This is a genomic window from Litorivivens sp. (genome assembly GCF_057445395.1).
The window spans coordinates 58208-74896 of the sequence record NZ_JBVBUV010000010.1; the positions used below are offsets into that span (position 1 = coordinate 58208).

Annotated in this window: 16 protein-coding genes; 13 read left to right on the top strand and 3 right to left on the bottom strand. The window is 56.1% G+C overall.

The genetic code is table 11. The features are described from left to right. Nucleotides 1-147: 147 nt before the first annotated feature. Together AC222A_RS05215 and AC222A_RS05220 are read left to right on the top strand one after the other, a co-directional pair. The gene (locus tag AC222A_RS05215) at nucleotides 148-1713 is read left to right on the top strand and encodes a SulP family inorganic anion transporter (RefSeq protein ID WP_372747582.1); all 1566 of its coding nucleotides are present in this window, start codon (nucleotides 148-150) and stop codon (nucleotides 1711-1713) included. A gap of 306 nt (nucleotides 1714-2019) precedes the next feature. Further along, a complete protein-coding gene (locus AC222A_RS05220) occupies nucleotides 2020-2370 on the top strand; it encodes a hypothetical protein (protein ID WP_486774701.1) in 351 nt (116 codons plus the stop codon). Nucleotides 2371-2391: 21 nt separating this feature from the next. Here AC222A_RS05220 and AC222A_RS05225 read toward each other — a convergent pair whose 3' ends face one another. After that, a complete protein-coding gene (locus AC222A_RS05225) occupies nucleotides 2392-3030 on the bottom strand; it encodes an HAD family hydrolase (RefSeq protein ID WP_372747584.1) in 639 nt (212 codons plus the stop codon). Nucleotides 3031-3042: 12 nt separating this feature from the next. Further along, nucleotides 3043-4134 (bottom strand): Rv3169 family protein, encoded by a 1092-nt coding sequence (locus AC222A_RS05230; RefSeq protein WP_486774702.1) that lies wholly within the window; start codon nucleotides 4132-4134, stop codon nucleotides 3043-3045. A gap of 218 nt (nucleotides 4135-4352) precedes the next feature. Between AC222A_RS05230 and AC222A_RS05235 the strand changes: the two genes are divergently transcribed. From AC222A_RS05235 to AC222A_RS05285, 11 genes are all read left to right on the top strand, one after another. Next, the gene (locus AC222A_RS05235) at nucleotides 4353-5444 is read left to right on the top strand and encodes an ABC transporter ATP-binding protein (RefSeq protein ID WP_372747586.1); all 1092 of its coding nucleotides are present in this window, start codon (nucleotides 4353-4355) and stop codon (nucleotides 5442-5444) included. Beyond that, nucleotides 5445-6329 (top strand): ABC transporter permease, encoded by an 885-nt coding sequence (locus tag AC222A_RS05240; protein ID WP_372747588.1) that lies wholly within the window; start codon nucleotides 5445-5447, stop codon nucleotides 6327-6329. 19 nt (nucleotides 6330-6348) lie between these two features. Then, nucleotides 6349-7119: an ABC transporter permease gene (locus AC222A_RS05245; RefSeq protein ID WP_372758436.1), complete on the top strand. Its 771-nt coding sequence runs from the start codon at nucleotides 6349-6351 to the stop codon at nucleotides 7117-7119. A 3-nt stretch (nucleotides 7120-7122) separates the two neighbouring features. Beyond that, nucleotides 7123-8193 carry an ABC transporter substrate-binding protein gene (locus AC222A_RS05250; RefSeq protein ID WP_372747591.1) on the top strand — a complete coding sequence of 357 codons (1071 nt, stop codon included), beginning with the start codon at nucleotides 7123-7125 and terminating at the stop codon, nucleotides 8191-8193. 179 nt (nucleotides 8194-8372) lie between these two features. Beyond that, nucleotides 8373-8855 carry a hypothetical protein gene (locus AC222A_RS05255; protein ID WP_372747592.1) on the top strand — a complete coding sequence of 161 codons (483 nt, stop codon included), beginning with the start codon at nucleotides 8373-8375 and terminating at the stop codon, nucleotides 8853-8855. Nucleotides 8856-8991: 136 nt separating this feature from the next. Continuing rightward, nucleotides 8992-9993, top strand: coding sequence for a metal-dependent hydrolase (locus tag AC222A_RS05260; RefSeq protein WP_372747593.1), 1002 nt, complete (start codon nucleotides 8992-8994; stop codon nucleotides 9991-9993). Between the two features lie 63 nt (nucleotides 9994-10056). Beyond that, a complete protein-coding gene (locus AC222A_RS05265; RefSeq protein WP_372747594.1) occupies nucleotides 10057-11295 on the top strand; it encodes an imelysin family protein in 1239 nt (412 codons plus the stop codon). 52 nt (nucleotides 11296-11347) lie between these two features. Beyond that, on the top strand, nucleotides 11348-12520 hold the full coding sequence (locus AC222A_RS05270) for a di-heme oxidoredictase family protein (protein ID WP_486774703.1): 1173 nt from the start codon (nucleotides 11348-11350) through the stop codon (nucleotides 12518-12520). A gap of 9 nt (nucleotides 12521-12529) precedes the next feature. Then, the gene (locus AC222A_RS05275; protein WP_486774704.1) at nucleotides 12530-13621 is read left to right on the top strand and encodes an imelysin family protein; all 1092 of its coding nucleotides are present in this window, start codon (nucleotides 12530-12532) and stop codon (nucleotides 13619-13621) included. After that, nucleotides 13611-14693, top strand: coding sequence for a DUF1513 domain-containing protein (locus AC222A_RS05280; RefSeq protein ID WP_486774705.1), 1083 nt, complete (start codon nucleotides 13611-13613; stop codon nucleotides 14691-14693). The genes AC222A_RS05275 and AC222A_RS05280 overlap by 11 nt, the downstream gene beginning before the upstream one ends. After that, the gene (locus AC222A_RS05285; protein ID WP_372810803.1) at nucleotides 14690-16060 is read left to right on the top strand and encodes a multicopper oxidase family protein; all 1371 of its coding nucleotides are present in this window, start codon (nucleotides 14690-14692) and stop codon (nucleotides 16058-16060) included. The genes AC222A_RS05280 and AC222A_RS05285 overlap by 4 nt, the downstream gene beginning before the upstream one ends. 85 nt (nucleotides 16061-16145) lie before the next feature. On the opposite strand, the gene AC222A_RS05290 is transcribed toward AC222A_RS05285, so the two are convergent. Continuing rightward, nucleotides 16146-16689, bottom strand: a 544-nt coding sequence (locus AC222A_RS05290; protein WP_486774706.1) for a hypothetical protein, incomplete at its 5' end; no start/stop codon positions are given.

Consider the following 16689-nt stretch of genomic DNA (forward strand, 5'->3'; position numbering starts at 1 on the left):
CTCCGCTATTGTTTACATTGTAACCAGTGGCGCTAAGCCGTAAAATACGCGACCTTTCCTTTCGCCGAAATAATAACCACTCCTGCCGATAGGTTTTCTTCCGTGCCGTGGCACGGCTTCATACAGTAGTTACAGCGTGGGTAATTCATGTTTGAAATTTCTCCCAGTCGCGTCGCTTCAACCAAAAACGACGTGCTTTCTGGTCTGACGGTGGCCCTGGCCCTAGTGCCCGAAGCCGTCGCGTTTTCTTTTGTCGCCGGCGTTGAACCCCTGGTAGGCCTCTATGCCGCCTTTATGGTGGGCCTGATTACCGCCTGCATTGGTGGCCGACCGGGCATGATTTCCGGTGCAACCGGCGCGCTCGCTGTGGTCATGGTTGCTCTGGTGAAAGATCACGGTGTGGAATACCTGTTTGCCACTGTCGTACTGATGGGGATACTCCAGATTGGCGCGGGTATATTCAAGCTCGGCAAGTTTATCCGCATGGTGCCCCATCCGGTTATGCTGGGCTTTGTTAACGGGCTCGCCATCGTCATCTTCCTTGCGCAACTGCAGCAGTTTGGCAACCCAGGCGAAGCAGGCTGGCTGACCGGCACTTCGCTGGAAGGCTCTGTAATTGATATTGCCTGGATGGGCGGTAACGACCTGGTCACAATGCTCAGTCTGGTCGTACTGACCATGGCCATTATTCACTTCCTGCCAAAACTGACCCGCGCCATTCCTTCTTCACTGGCCGCGATTGTCGTGGTGAGCCTGCTGGTCATTGGCATGAACTTCGATACCCGCGTTGTCGGCGATGTCGCTTCGATAGCCGGCGGCCTGCCCAGCTTTCATATCCCGATGGTGCCGCTGAACTGGGAAACCCTGAGCATTATTTTCCCCTACTCGGTAATTCTCGCCGCGATCGGCCTGATCGAATCGCTGCTGACGCTGCGCCTAGTTGACGAAATTACCGAAACCCGTGGTCGCGGTAACCGTGAATGTATCGGCCAGGGTGTGGCCAACACCGTCACCGGCTTTTTCGGCGGCATGGGCGGTTGCGCGATGATAGGCCAGAGCATGATCAACGTGAACTCCGGCGGTCGCGGTCGATTGAGCGGCATCAGCGCCGCGCTCTTTCTGCTGGCGTTTATCCTGGTTGCGTCACCATTGATCGAACAGATTCCACTGGCAGCGCTGACCGGCGTTATGTTCATCGTGGTGATTGGCACCTTTGAGTGGAGTAGCTTTCGCATCCTGCATAAAGTGCCCAAGCAGGACGCACTGGTACTGGTGCTGGTATCTGCCGTTACCGTCGCCACCGACCTCGCCGTAGCTGTTGTGGTTGGCGTTATCGTATCAGCCCTGGTGTTTGCCTGGGAAAACGCCAAGCATATTCGTGTCGAGAAGCGCGAAGATCACAAAGGCTCAACCGTATACGCTGTTATCGGGCCGCTGTTTTTCGGTTCAGTAACGTCCTTCCTAGAGCAGTTTGACCCGAAAGAAGCCAAGGACGATGTGGTTATCGATTTTGCTCGCTCGCGCGTTGCTGACCACTCGGGCCTTGAAGCTATCGACTCACTGGCAGAACGCTACCTCAACGCTGGCAAAACTCTGCATCTGGTTCACCTGAGCACCGAATGCAAGAAGCTGCTGCGCAAAGCCGGCAATCTGGTTGAAGTAAACGTGATTGAGGATCCGCAGTATTTTGTCGCGGAAGACAGCCTAGGCTGATACACGCTCGGGGGCAGATGGCTGCCCCCCCATTTCGTTTTCGTCCACGCTCCTCTCTTCTCTCGATTCGCACCAACCCTGCATCGCATGACATACCACCAAATTGGTGCGCTATTCCAACATTGCCCCGCGAGCGGGCAGTTTTTACAACCACAGCCCGTCGCTATCACCGTTTAGCGCTGGAACACTTCTTGCGTTACTCCGGCCAGCCCTGGGTGTGATTGCAGATTGAATGGTTGTTGCTGCAATTACAGATTGTCGACGGCATTGTGCCGATCGCTCTACCGTACAGCGCAAGGAATCTTTATGTTTTACAGCCATGAGATGGTGGCACTGCTACAGCAGCTGCGCTTGCCCATTCAGTCGGAGTTCGGGGTGAGGATACGGCTCGCGGATCCGGATTTGCTATTGAGTCTTGGTGATATCGGGCACCGCAGCCGCAACCCGTTTACCCGCAATACCATTACCAAACTGATGCGGCTGACGGACATACCTTATGCATCAAGTGTGGACACAACTGAACACGCAGCACAAACACGCTCAACAGAAATAACCTACCGCGGGCAAAAGATCAGCAAGCAAGCAACGCCGACCGCAGAGCCTGCGCAAGCAAAACACAGCAAACAGATTTATCGCGGCCAGGTCGTCGTTCGGTAGGCTGGCCGGCAACAACATTCTTCAGCTCAGCAACGCATCCAGCTCTGCGATCGCCGCTGGAATATCGTCAGTCACGTGAACCGTCTGCAGTCCCAATGCCCGGGCGGCATCGATATTGGCGCCAAAATCGTCGAGAAAGACAGCGCGCGACGGATCATCAATTCCCATGCGATCCAGCGTCAACTCGAAGATTTTCGGATTGGGTTTACGCAGACCAACCATGCAGGAATCTACCACCAGCTCAAACAGATCATCCACCGGCAGCAGCGAACGCCAACCATCGGCAAACTCTTTAACGTTGTTGGTAATGATGGCGCGCCTTAAGCCACGGGCCTTCAACTCAGACACTTTGTCGACAAACTCTCTGCGAATGCCACCATCGCGGGGCATGGCGCCGAAAATTTCATAAATATCCAGCGCGATACCATGCTGTGTTTCTGCCAGCGCAAGAATCGCCGAGCGACACTCATCCAGAGAGATTTCGCCGCGCTCAACCTGATGCCAGGGATGGTCGCCGTCTTCGTGGTAGCTGCCAAACATGATCTCGTGGATCTGTCCCGGCTTGGCCCCCATCCGCTGACCAATGGCATCGAACTCGGTAAAGGGTGACAGGGTAAATACGCCGCCAAAATCAAACAGTACTGCGTCGATATTCGCCATAATCCAATCCCGTTACTTCACGTTATAGCGGTCAAAGTCGCCGAAAAAACCATATTCAAACAGGCCGTAACCCACTTGCCCATTGAGCTCGAAACGGGCCGCGTTGTCGACCAGACCAAACATGCGGTCTTTATCCGCCTCCATATCCAGGCTAAAGCTCTCCACCACCTGCTTGCCCTTATACATGCCGTGCTTCCAATCCGCTTCCAGACCGTAGCCGGTACCCACCATGACCCATACATGAGTCAGCGGCGTGATTTTCACCTCAAGAGGGCCTTCGGGTGCCTCCGGAAACCGGATGACCGCCGAATCAATAAAGGTCTGGTATGGTTTAGCAACGACCAGGTTGTGTTCGTGTTCCGGGCGACCCAACCATTCCGGCTCGCGTTCCGGGTCATTCCAAACCCGAACCGCTTCTTCCAGCACCCGGGTACCATCGTTGTGCTCGTTGAGAATATAGAGAATGGAAAAGTCATCGAACTGCATGGGGCAGTAATTCCACATGCCCTCCATCACGGCGGTACCGGCGTGAATCCCGGGCGGCTCGTGTTCACCCACCGGACGAATTCCCCACGATCGATCGCGGCTTCCCTTCCAGCGATCAGGAGTCACGTCAAAGGTTTCATCTCCCACCCGCAGGCTTCCTGTCCAGCAACCAGTCTGAGCAAAACGTACAGAGTCGAACAACACACGGCCATGCTTGCGAATATACTGCCGGGGCTCCAGAAAGGCCGGGATCGCGCCATCCCAAACCACATCCATAGCAATGGGATGGTCCGCAGATTCTTCAACAATAAAGCGGACTTTCTCCAGGCCCTTGATGACCTCCACCCGCAACGGCCCCACCGAGGTATCCATACGATCGTTGCCAAGCTCGCGGGAGGCACGTACCACGTGATGCTGGTCTCCACGACGCACTACAACGAACGCATCCTGCACCCCCAGCGTCGGATACTGCCCCATACCCATGACCATAAACAGGTCATCGCTGGAGGCGTGCATGTTGAAATAATAGCGGTCGTAAAAATTGCGATCAGACGTGCCGACAAAGCGCATTACATCCGCGACCTGATGCAACGGATAATCGTCCATTTGCGAGAGCATGACATACCTCGAATTTATTAGGGTTATTGGCCGAGTGTAGCCAAAGACTATCCGAGCGTATAGTTAAGAGAAGTTAACCGGCAAGCGCGCATGGCACCGGACAACCGGTCTACAGTAAAAATATTTTGCCTAAGGTATTGACGACAGGCACACTTAGCCCGACATTAGCGCGGTTTTTAACCACCCCCTGTTTTGGGCCAAAGGAGAGTCTCCCAGGCGTGTTGGAAATTGTTAACGTGTCACGCCGCTTTGGCGACTTTCAGGCGCTCAGCAGCGTCAGCTTGCAGGTACAGGCCGGGGAGTTTTTCACCCTGCTGGGCCCGTCTGGCTGTGGCAAAACCACACTGCTGCGCTCTATTGCGGGCTTTGATACGCCGGACAGCGGAGATATTTTGCTGGAAGGTAAATCTCTGCTCTCGCTGCCGCCGGAAAAGCGTCCGGTGCATACGGTCTTCCAGAGCTACGCACTTTTCCCGCATTTAACCGTGGCCGACAATATCGCTTTTCCGCTGCGCATGGCCGGAGTAAAGAAAAGTGAGATCGACCACCGCGTAGCCAAGGTGCTGGACGATGTACGGCTGCCCGATAAGGCCAGGCATTTTCCCGAAGAGCTTTCAGGTGGACAGCGCCAGCGCATTGCCATTGCGCGTGCACTGGTCAATCGGCCGCGCCTGCTACTGCTCGATGAACCCCTTTCAGCACTGGACGCGAAACTGCGCGAACAGATGCAGATTGAGCTGATCAACCTGCAAAAAGAAGTGGGCATTACCTTTGTTTATGTAACCCACGACCAGGGTGAAGCGCTGGCCCTGTCCCATCGTATCGCCGTAATGAATCACGGCGAAGTCAGCCAGATCGACGAGCCATCGCTGCTCTACAGCAGCCCAAAAAACCGTTTTGTGGCGGACTTTATCGGCCAGTGCAATTTGCTCGATGGCAAGGTCGTGCGGTGTAGCGACGATACCACCCGCATTGCGATAGACGGTCTTGGCGAGCTGGACGTAAAAAGCAATCCGCAGATTACGTTCTCTGCCGGCGATGACTGCGCCCTCACACTGCGCCCGGAAAAAATTCGCCTGGCAAAAAGTGTGGCTCCGGAAAGCGATGAAGTGCACTTCCCCGGCACCGTGCACGACATGCTGTATCTGGGTGACGTAACAGTTTACATCATTGAAGTGAAAGTTCAGGGCAAGCCCGTGTTGATCGAAGCATTGCTGGCCAATAGTGCGCCGGGGCGGGCTCGACTGCTCGATGCCGGCGACGCCGTGGAAATCTGCTGGCCGCGCGATGCTGGCCATTTGGTGCGCTGAATGAAAGCTCGCGCCAAACTGCTGCTGACCCTGCCGCCGGCGGTTTACCTTATTGCCTTTTTCGCCGTGCCCGGCCTGTTGATGCTGCTGGCATCGTTTCGCTTTCCCGGAGACTACGGCGGCCTTGCTCCGTGGTATTACATCGAAGAGGGTTCCATCACCTTCGATCTGACACTGGAAAATTGGCAGCGCCTGTTTGAAAGCACTCTCTACCTGCAATTGCTGGTAAAGTCGCTCCTGTTTGCTCTGCTGACCACAGCTATTTGTGTGCTACTGGCCTACCCACTGGCACTGACCATTGCGCAAAGCCCGAAACGTAACCGCGACCTATTGCTGCTGCTGGTTATTCTGCCTTTCTGGAGCAATTTTCTGGTACGCATCTACGCCTGGATGATCATTTTCAGCCCACAGGGTGCACTTACGGCTGGTCTGAATCAGGTAACCGCGGCGCTGGGACTCGAACCCATCAACCTGATGTTCAGCAGCGTGGCCGTTATTACCTGTTTGGTTTACGTACATCTGCCGTTTATGGTTCTACCGCTGTACGCCAACCTGGAAAAGCACGACCCTGCACTGCTCGACGCTGCCCAGGATCTCGGTGCCAATCGCAGCCAGCGGTTCTGGAAAGTAACCTGGCCGCTGAGCCTGCCCGGCCTCTATGCCGGAGCAGTGCTGGTGTTTATCCCCACACTCGGCATTTTCGCCATACCAGACCTGTTAGGTGGCACCAATGGCATTATGATAGGCAACGTGATCAAGCAGCAATTTGTGGAATCACGTGACTGGCCCTTTGGCAGCGTGTTGTCACTGGTGCTTACCGCCATCACCCTGGTATTGGTCGTGATCGCCGGTAAACTGGGCCGCACTCCGGGAGCTTTGTCGTGAGTTTTCCGCAGGTGATCGTATGAGACAGCGCAACCCCTTTGTCACCTGCGCGGCGATTGCAGTGTACTTGTTCCTGTATATTCCGCTGGTTGTAGTCGCAATATTTTCATTTAATGATTCGCGCCTGAATGCGGAGTGGGTTGGCTTTACACTCAAGTGGTACCGTCAGCTGGCCGCAAACGATGCGATGCTGCAGGCAGCCGCCAACTCATTGATTATTGCCGGTTGCGCTGCCGTTATGGCAGGCGTGCTCGGCACCTTTGCGGGGGTTGCGTTGCATCGCTTTCGGCAAAAATGGCTCACCGCATTGGTGCTCGGCCCGGTTGCCATGCCCGATATCCTGATTGGTGTCAGCCTACTACTCACGTTTATGCTGATGAATATCAGTCTGGGCATGGTTTCCATTATTCTTGCCCACGTGAGCTTCTGCATCGGCTTTGTTGCACTGTCAGTTCAGTCACGCATGGCAGGCATGGACGACAGTTTGCTTGAAGCTGCCCGCGATCTCGGAGCCACTCCCTGGCAAAGCTTTCGACTGGTCACGCTGCCCCTACTCGCGCCCGGTATCATTGCCGGCATGATGATGGCTTTCACCCTGTCTATCGATGATTTTGTCGTGACGTTTTTCACCGCAGGTGTCGGCAGCTCCACCCTTCCCCTGGAAATTTATTCCATGGTCAAGATTGCTGTTACACCAGAAGTAAATGCCGTATCGACACTGTTGATGCTAGTGACGCTGATTCTGATCACCGCCCTGTCTCGCTTCTCCCCGCAATCCCTCCGGAGCTGAACTATGAACAAACTGTTTGCTGGTGTTGTGTTGAGTGTATTGTCACTGGGCCTGTCACAGGCTCACGCGGATAAGACGCTGAATCTATTTAACTGGAACGACTATATCGCCGAAGAGACAGTCACTCGCTTTGAAAAGCAGTGCAAATGCAAAGTGGTGCAGGACTATTTCTCTTCCACGGAAGAAATGATGGCCAAACTCCTGGCCGGTGGCGGCGACTACGACGTAGTTGTGCCCACTCAAAATGCCGTCGAAGCGCTGATCAAACAGGGCTTTCTGATGCCGCTGGATAAAACCAAACTGCCAAACACTAAAAATGTGTCAGCCGGTTTCTTACAGCGTAGCTACGATCCAGACAATCAGTTCTCCATGCCTTATGCATTCACCACAACCCTGATTGGCTTTAACGAGAATAAACTGAAAGAGCTTGGCATTGATCCGGCCGACTGGCGCGTGATTTTTGACCCGGAAGTACTGGCAAAAATTAAAGGCAAAGTCACCGTGATGGATGACTCTGAAGAACTGTTCGCTGCTGCCATGAAATACCTGGGTTATTCGGTAAATGACACCGATGAGAAACACCTTAAAGAAGCTCAAGCAGTTATTCTCAAGGCAAAACCTTATTGGGCTGCGTTTAATTCCTCAAGCTATATCAAGGAACTGACGGTCGGTAACATTTGGGTAGCACACGGCTATTCCAGCGACATGTTTCAGGCGCGCAGTGATGCCCGAGAAGCCGGCCGCCCGTTTTCCATCGGCTTTGTATTACCCAAACAGGGTGCTGTGCTGGCATTGGACAACATGGTCATTCCAAAAAAGGCGCGTAGCCCGGAATTGGCCCACCAATTTGTCAATTTTATGATGGCACCGGAAAATGCAGCTGAATTGACCAACATCGTGGGCACTGGCAACCCTAATGCTGCGGCAAAAAGCTTGATCGAGCCCGAGATTCTTGCAATCAACGCGATTTTCCCCAGCAACGAGCAGCTCAAAACGCTGGAAACCATTACTGCCCGCAACACCAAAGAACGGCGTATGACCAGTCGTCTCTGGACAGAGATCAAAGTCCGCTAGCGTCAGACGTAAAATATTTACATCGAGCTTGTGAATATCACACACCGTAAACGTGTGCGTTTTCGCAATTTTCTGCTGAGGCCATTTTTACTGCGGCATATTACCGCTATAGCGTTTGAGATCGCTCTCCGGTACGCCTACCGTTGCTGACAACGGAAACTTAAGGAGGAGAACGACTCATGAAACTCAGCAAAACTATTCTGACGACAGCCGGCGTTACCCTGTTTTCCAGCGCAGCCTTTGCGATCGACTGCAATGAGCCGCAAATGCCTAACGTGCCTGATGGTGATAGCGCCACCCAGTCACAGATGGATCAGGCCAAAGCTGAATTAAAGGATTTCACCCAGGAGAGCCAGGATTATCTGGGTTGCTTACAGGATAAAGCCGCCTATGCCACCGCCGATGAGCGCGCGGCGATCGAGGACATGTATGAAGACATGCTCGACAAGATTGACGACACCACCGAAGACATGAAAGACGCCGCCGATGACTTTCAAGACGAGGTCGCAGACAACATGGCGGAAGCGGATGCAGCAACACAGGATGAGCAAGATGCCATCGCCAACATGTACAGCGATATGGTGGACAACCTGAAAACCGCGTCCAACGAAGTTGAGCAAGCCTGGAACAACTTCAAATCGGAAATGGAAGAAGCCGAGTAACACCTCACTTATAGCGCGGGCCTGGCCCGCGCCATTCCTGCTACACCTCACCAGGTCTCGAAGTCACCAGAGCCTGCGTTCCCATACGGCCGGGTTTGCGCTATGGTGCCCCGGAATTTACTGAAGAAATTATGCGATGGACCCGATAACACAGGGCACTTTTGGTGCGCTATGGGCGCAAGCCGGCGGACGCGGCAAGCGAAAGGTAGCCGCTGTTGCGGGCGCGTTAGCAGGCATGGCGCCAGATCTTGATGTTCTGATTCGCTCTAGTGAAGACGCTTTGCTCGCGCTCGACTTCCATCGACATTTCACCCACGCCATACCGTTTGCACCGGTGGGCGGTGGCATTGTCGCGCTGCTGCTGTACCCCCTGCTGAAACGACATATAGGGTTTGCACAACTGTATATTGTGTGTCTGCTAGGCTACCTCTCTCATGGCATACTCGACACGTTCACGTCCTATGGCACGTCACTCGGCTGGCCACTGACCGATCACCGGGCAGCACTGAATTGGATCAGCGTCATTGATCCACTGTTTACGTTGCCACTAATCGCACTGCTTCTGACCGGCCTTAAGCGCCCCCGATTTATAGCAGCAGCCGCACTGTGGGCACTTGCCTATCTCAGCCTCGGCGGCTGGCAACACCAACGTGCCGAGCAGACGCTGCTGCAGTGGGCAGAGCGCACCGGGTTGCCCGTCGAGCGCCATATCACTAAACCCTCGTTTGCCAACCTGCTGCTGTGGCGAGGTCTGGTGGACAGCGGCGGCACCTTCCACAACGTCGCCATTTACCTGCCCCCGGGGTCAGCACGACTTACCCCTGGTGCTCAGGTCGCGCAGATCACAGCAGACGACATCGCCCCATCGGGCACTACCTTGCACCGCGATGTAGAGCGCTTCGCACATTTTTCCGATGACTGGCTGTTCCGCTACAAATTCGCAGAATCGCCAGACGACTGGTTTCTGGGCGATTTCCGCTATGCGATGGATCCAGCCAGTGCACGACCATTGTGGGGCATTCGCTTTGAGCCAGACCAGCGCGACAGCGGCGTAGCGTTTGAACGCCTGCCGACCGCCGACAGGGCGGAACGAGAGCGCTACTGGCAGCGGCTGCAAGGCAAAAGCCCACCACCTTAATTGCGAACAATTCTCATTAAGCATACAATGCTCTGATTCTCGTGCCTTTGGAGTTCGCGCCTCATGCCCGCGCCCCGCTTTTCTACCATCAAATACCTCACTGCCGCCTTTATGCTGAGTGTGGCCGGCCTGGTACAGGCAGAGTCCATCAATCAAACCTATATCACACTGGCATCCGCGGTGTATGAGGATTCCCTGATTGCGGCGCGCCAGCTGCAAACGAGCGTAGAGCAGCTGCTCGCGACACCCTCGGAGAAAACCCTCGGCGAGGCCCGCACCGCCTGGCGCAAGGCCCGCGTGCCCTACCAGCAAAGCGAGACTTTCCGCTTTGCCAATCCGGAGATAGATGATTGGGAAGGCGGGCTCAACGCCTGGCCGCTGGATGAAGGATTGATCGATTACGTCGCCAGCGACTACTTCCATGAAATGGGCAATATTGGCGCGCAGCTCAATATCATTGCCAACCCGGTTATCCACATCGGCGGCCAGGAAATCGACGCCACCAAGCTGACACCTGAACTGATTCGCTCCTTTCATACCTTTGCGGGCTCTGAAGCCAATGTCGCGTCTGGCTATCACGCCATTGAATTTCTGCTGTGGGGACAAGATCTCAATGGCACCGGCCCCGGCGCCGGACAGCGCCCCTACACCGACTACGCAACCGGAAAGGACTGCAGTAACGGTCACTGCGACCGCCGTCGCGCCTATCTGAAAGCGGTAACCGAGCTGCTGGTCAGTGACCTGGAAGACATGGTAAGCCGCTGGCAGTCCGGCGGATCCCTGCATAAGCGCTACAGCGAGATGACGGAAGAGGACGTTATCAACAGCATCATCTTCAGCATTGGCTCATTGTCGCTGGGTGAGCTGGCCGGCGAGCGGATGAAGGTAGCACTGGAAGCGAGCTCCACTGAAGACGAGCACGACTGCTTTAGTGACAATACCCACTATTCCCACTACTACAATGCGCTGGGCATGCAGAACCTGTATCTGGGGCAGTACCAGCGCATTAACGGCGATCGCGTTGGCGGTCCATCGCTGGCGGAGCTGGCAAGCACCATTGCGCCTAAAGCCGCAGAAGGACTGCGTAAGGCGATGACCCAGAGCGTTGCCAAAACCCATGCACTGGTAGACGCCGCAGAGCGGCGCAAGCCACTTATGAAGTTTGACCAGATGATCGCAGAGGGCAATCTCGCCGGGCGAATTCTGGTTACCGAAGCTATTGAGGCGCTGGTGTATCAGACGGAAGCACTCGAGGCTCTTGCCGAAGCGATGGGCGTCGACAGTTCCGGTGCGGCGTTTTAAGTCCGTTTTTTGCCTGGGGCTGGCCGCGTCGCTCAGCGCCTGCCAGCCGGCGATGCCACCAGCAAACCTGGGGGGGGAGCTTTCCACCCCCGCCACCCGGCTATCGGTATCAACCGCGCTGAGCCCAGCCGAACGACTCGAACACAGTGTCGGCGCGTCTTTGTTTACCAAACCCTGGGTTATCGCCCCCAGCACCACCCGCGACCGGGATGGTCTCGGGCCACTGTTTAACGCCCACAGCTGTAGCAGTTGCCATCAGCACAACGGCCGCGGTGAACTACCCGCCCGCTCCACCGACCAGATCGGTGGCCTGATTTTTCGACTCCAAGATTCAACGAATTCTCAGCTTCAGACCCGCGCCCTGCCCGGCTTTAGTGCAGAAGGTCGTGTCGCGCTGACCTTTCGCGAACACCCGCACAGTTACCCCGATGGCGAGCAACACAATCTGCGCGCCCTCGTTTTTCAGGCCGAGCCGCCACAGCCGCTGTCACCCCGGTTAGCACCACCACTGGTAGGTATGGGTCTGATTGACGCCATCGCCGCGAGCGACATCGCCGCAGGGGCCGACCCGCTCGATATCGACAACGACGGCATCAGTGGCCGCGTCGCCAACACCCCCGATGGGCCGGGACGCTTCGGCTGGAAGGGGGAAAGCCCATCCCTGGAGCATCAGGTTGCACGCGCCTTTGTTGAAGACATGGGCATTACTTCCCACCTTTTCCCGGTGGAACCCGGCTGCCCAGCCCTGGGCTGCTCCGCCATCAGCGGCGGTGAACCCGAAATCAGCACCAAGCACTTGAGGCAGGTGGTCGCATTCCTAAGCGCTTTGGGCATACCGCAGGCAAGATTGGAACGCCAACACCACCAGGGCTGGAAGCTGTTCAATGAAGCGGGCTGTGCGGCTTGCCATCGACCCCAATGGCAAACCAGATCGCACACCAATTCACGGCTATCACAGCAGACCATTCATCCTTTCAGCGATTTTCTGCTCCATGATATGGGGTCGGCCCTGGCTGATCCGAGCGGCTCAGCAGACGCCGCCGAGTGGCGCACAGCCCCCTTGTGGGCACTGGATGACGGCCCGTGGCTGCACGACGGTCGCGCCCGCACACTCGAGGAAGCCATTCTCTGGCACGGGGGCGAAGCACAACGCAGCCAGCAAATGTTTCGAGCATTTACCAGCGGCGAAAGGCAGGCACTGGTAGAATTCCTGCGCGCGCTTTAAGGACACATCATGCAACGCTTTAGTAACGTTATCATTGTAGTTTTGCTCACAACCCTCATCAGTGCCTGCGGCAAATCACCGGAGCAGGCGGCACTGGATGATACCGGCGCATTGGCCATTCTCCCGTTGCACGAACGCTTTCTCGGGGAAAGCCTGAACCTGAGCCAACAGGCCCAGCAGTTTTGTGCTCAACAGCAGCGCGACGGTAAAGACCTGGCAGCCATGCGCGGCAAGTGGATAGCCGCAATGAATGCCTGGGAAGGCATACAGAACATTCAGTTCGGCCCTATCACTGAAAATAATCAGGCCTGGAAGGTGCAGTTCTGGCCGGACAGAAAGAACCTGATCGCCCGCAAAACCGAACAGTTTGTGCGGCGCGACGATGCCATCACGCTGCCCGCACTGCAAGACGCCAGTGTGGTAATTCAGGGTTTATCCGCAATGGAATACCTGCTTTACGACAAACCCTCCGAGTCCTTGGTAAGCGGTGTCCCAGGTCACTACTGCGAGCACCTCAGTGCAGCAGCAATGAACCTCCACCAGGTTGGAGAAACCCTTTATCAGGGGTGGCATCCAAACGGACAGAACTACCTTGCTCACTGGGCGCAGCCGGGCGAAAACAATCTCGATTTCCCTGATACCAAGGCGTCTATCGCCGCTGTTATAGAAACGTTAGTTTACGGATTGGAGCGCGTAAAACGCGACAAACTGGAGCGCCCACTGGGCTTGGCTGACGGCGGCCAGGCCAATCCCTATCTGCTTGAATGGTGGCGCAGCCGCCAGTCGCGCGAAGCCATATTGATCAACTTGCACAGTCTACAACTGCTCTACAGCGCGGGCGACGGAAAGGGCCTGGCGAACCTATTGGCCAAGCGCGGAGCAGCTGAGCTCGCTGAAAAAATTAGCGCCGACTTCGATCGCGCCATCAGCGCAACCGCAGCCATTGAAGGCAACTTTTTCGAGGGCCATGCTGAGCCGGCGGCACAGCAATCAATTCACGAGTTGCACCAAGTGCTCGGCGGCTTACTCGCCGCACTAAAACGCGAAGTGCCCGCTGCACTTGAAATTACCCTGGGGTTTAACGCAAACGATGGCGATTGATCTCACCCGCCGCACCCTACTCGGCTTCGCCGGTGGCGCCCTGGCAAGCGCCGTGCTCCCTGCTCAAGCATCGGCAGGAGCGCGAATTTACTCTGCTGCAACCGATCACCAGGGCCGACACTTTCTGTGCTGCTGGGCGCAGGGTGAGTTGCGCTTTCAAGTGCCCAGCCCCGGCCGTGGCCACGATGTAATACTGCATCGGACGTCAAATAGTGTTGTCTTTTTCGCTCGCCGCCCAGGCCGCTGGATGCTGGTGCTGGACGCTAGCAGCGGCGCAGTAAAAGCGCATATTAAAGCCGCCACTGGACGGCACTTCTACGGCCACGGCACCTTCGTCAGCAATGGCCGCTATCTACTGACCGCCGAGAACGACTATGCCAATGGCGGCGTCGGCATCATCGGGATTTATGACACCCTCGATAACTTCAAAAGACTCGACCAGATGCACAGCGGCGGCGTCGGTCCTCACCAGCTGGTCACGCTACCCGACGATCACACCGTGGCGGTCGCCAACGGCGGCATTCTCACGCTGCCGGATTCCGACCGCGACATGCTTAACCTCGACACTATGCAACCATCGCTTTGCTATCTGGACAGTCGCAACGCAATGCTGCTGGACGAGTATCGGCCGCCCCACCACCAATTAAGCCTGCGCCATCTAGATGTAGACGCCACCGGTGAAGTCACGATTGGCGCGCAATTTGAAGGGCCAGCAGAGCTTGTCCAACCCCTGCTCTTTCGACATCGCGGGGAAGATCAGCTACAGCCGCTCGACGCCGAAGTCCCGGTATGGCAAAGCCATGCGCAATATATCGCCAGCGTTGCCTGCGCCGACAACACAGTCGTTGCCACGTCCCCGCGCGGTAATTGTATCAGCATCTGGAAAAACGGCGCTTTCCACGCACTGGAAAAACTCAACGATGTCGCCGGCGCCGCTTTCAATTTTCAAACTCGTCAGTTCGTCACCAGCAATGGTCGCGGCCAGCTGGTCGCATTGGAGAAAAACCAAATGCGGCTTCAGGGGCGCGCAAAGGGCCTGAAGTGGGACAACCACATGGATATCGCCACATGATCAAGCGCCGCCAGCTATTACAATTCGCAGGTGCCACCACCGCCATGACCCTGCCCGGTTTCAGTCTGAGCCTGTCGCGCCGCCCGGACTACGACTACGTGCTAACGGCTGAGCCAACACCTCTGAATATTGTGCCCGGCGGCGCCACCCCGGGTCTCGCTTTCAACGGCCAATTTCCAGCGCCCGTGATTCGCGCCAAGCAAGGAAAACCGCTGCGTATTCACTTCATCAATAAACTGTCGCAGGAAACCACCATTCACTGGCATGGCATTCGCCTCGACAATGCCATGGACGGCGTGCCCTATCTGACGCAGGCTCCGATCAAGCCCGGCGAAACCTTCGACTACGAATTTACCTGCCCCGATGCCGGCACGTTCTGGTACCACCCGCATATGCACAGTATCGAACAACTGGGCAAAGGGTTGGTGGGGGCATTGATAGTTGAAGAAGCAGACCCGCCGGCCTTTGATGACGAGGTGATTGTGGGCCTGAAAGACTGGCGCCTCAAGAAAGACGGCAACTTTATGCCCCTGTCCGAACCACGCCATGCGGCGCGCGCCGGTACGCTTGGCAATATTGCCACAGTGTCTGGTACACGCCTGCCAACCTTTAGCGTGCCGGCCAACGCCAACGTGCGGGTACGAATACTGAATATGGATAACAGTCGCCAATTCGCCATCAGCCTGGGAGAAAACAAGGCCACAGTGCTGGCACTGGATGCCATGCCGCTGCCACCCCAGCCGTTATCGGTACAGGCTCTGGGCGTGGGAATGCGACTCGACATAGGCGTTAGAACGCCTGCAGAAGCCGGCGTAGAAATACCGATCTACGACGTAAAAGGTCGCTTTCATCAGAAAATATGCAGCTTGCGCACAACGTCTCCTATCCGCAGATCCTCACCACCGCCGCTACCGGCACTGCCCAGCAACCCGGTTTCGGAGCCGGATCTCACCGCCGCCGAAACATTGCGCTTTGTGTTCGAATGGGCCGGTGCCATGACCCCTGTGAGCAAAAGTGGTCACGTACACCACGAGTTCTGGACTATAAACCGCCGCGCCTGGGCCGGCATGCACACCGCCGACCTGCCTGAACCGTTAGCGGAGCTATCGCTCGGCAAAAGCTATATTTTCGAGTTGTTCAACGCCACCCCTCACGGCCACCCCATTCATCTGCACGGGCTGATTTTCAAGGTAATCAAATCCGACAAGCGCGACATCACGCCGTTTTTTACTGACACAATCCTGCTGGAAAAGAATGAACGCGCCCAGATTGCTTTTGTCGCAGATAATCCCGGCAAGTGGATGTATCACTGTCATGTGATTGAACACATGAAAACCGGTCTGATGGGTTACATAACGATTAGCTGAAAAAAACCGCACAGCCAGACTGTGCGGTTTTTTTCATGCAACACCACTGAGAGTGCGCTATTGAGAACAGATCAGTGCGACGTTCTCATTTAGCCAGCGCATTCAGCCGCGCGGCGGCATCCAACAGATTGGCGCGCCCGAAAGGCTTGTCGGTCAGCGCTGTCGGCGCAATAACACCGGTCTGATGAGCCCCCTGTAGAACGTCGCCCAAAGCATTTGGCATGCCCTGCGTAGTGGTCAGCGTGATTGCACCCAGACTCAGCGGACCAAGTGCCACGGCCTCTCTCAGAGGCAGACCATAAACCACAAGGTCGACCCACTGCTCGCCCTTGCCTAGGGTCGCAGAAGTCTGCGCCAGAACCAGCGCATCACCCAACGCGTTATTGACCACACCCGCAAGGTGCACACGTCCGGCTTGAACGGCTTCTACCTTCGCGGAAATCACCAGATTACCATCGACCACTCGATCTTTGAACTCTCCGGTAAGCGATGCCGCTGGATGGCTGTACTGAAAGCCGTTCATCGCGACACGCTGTTCCTGCGCTTCATTTTCAGCCGTTACCCGGTAGCCCAGGCTGGCAGCCTGACCCACAGCGGGTTGACCAGCCTCCCCAAGGACGTACGACGCA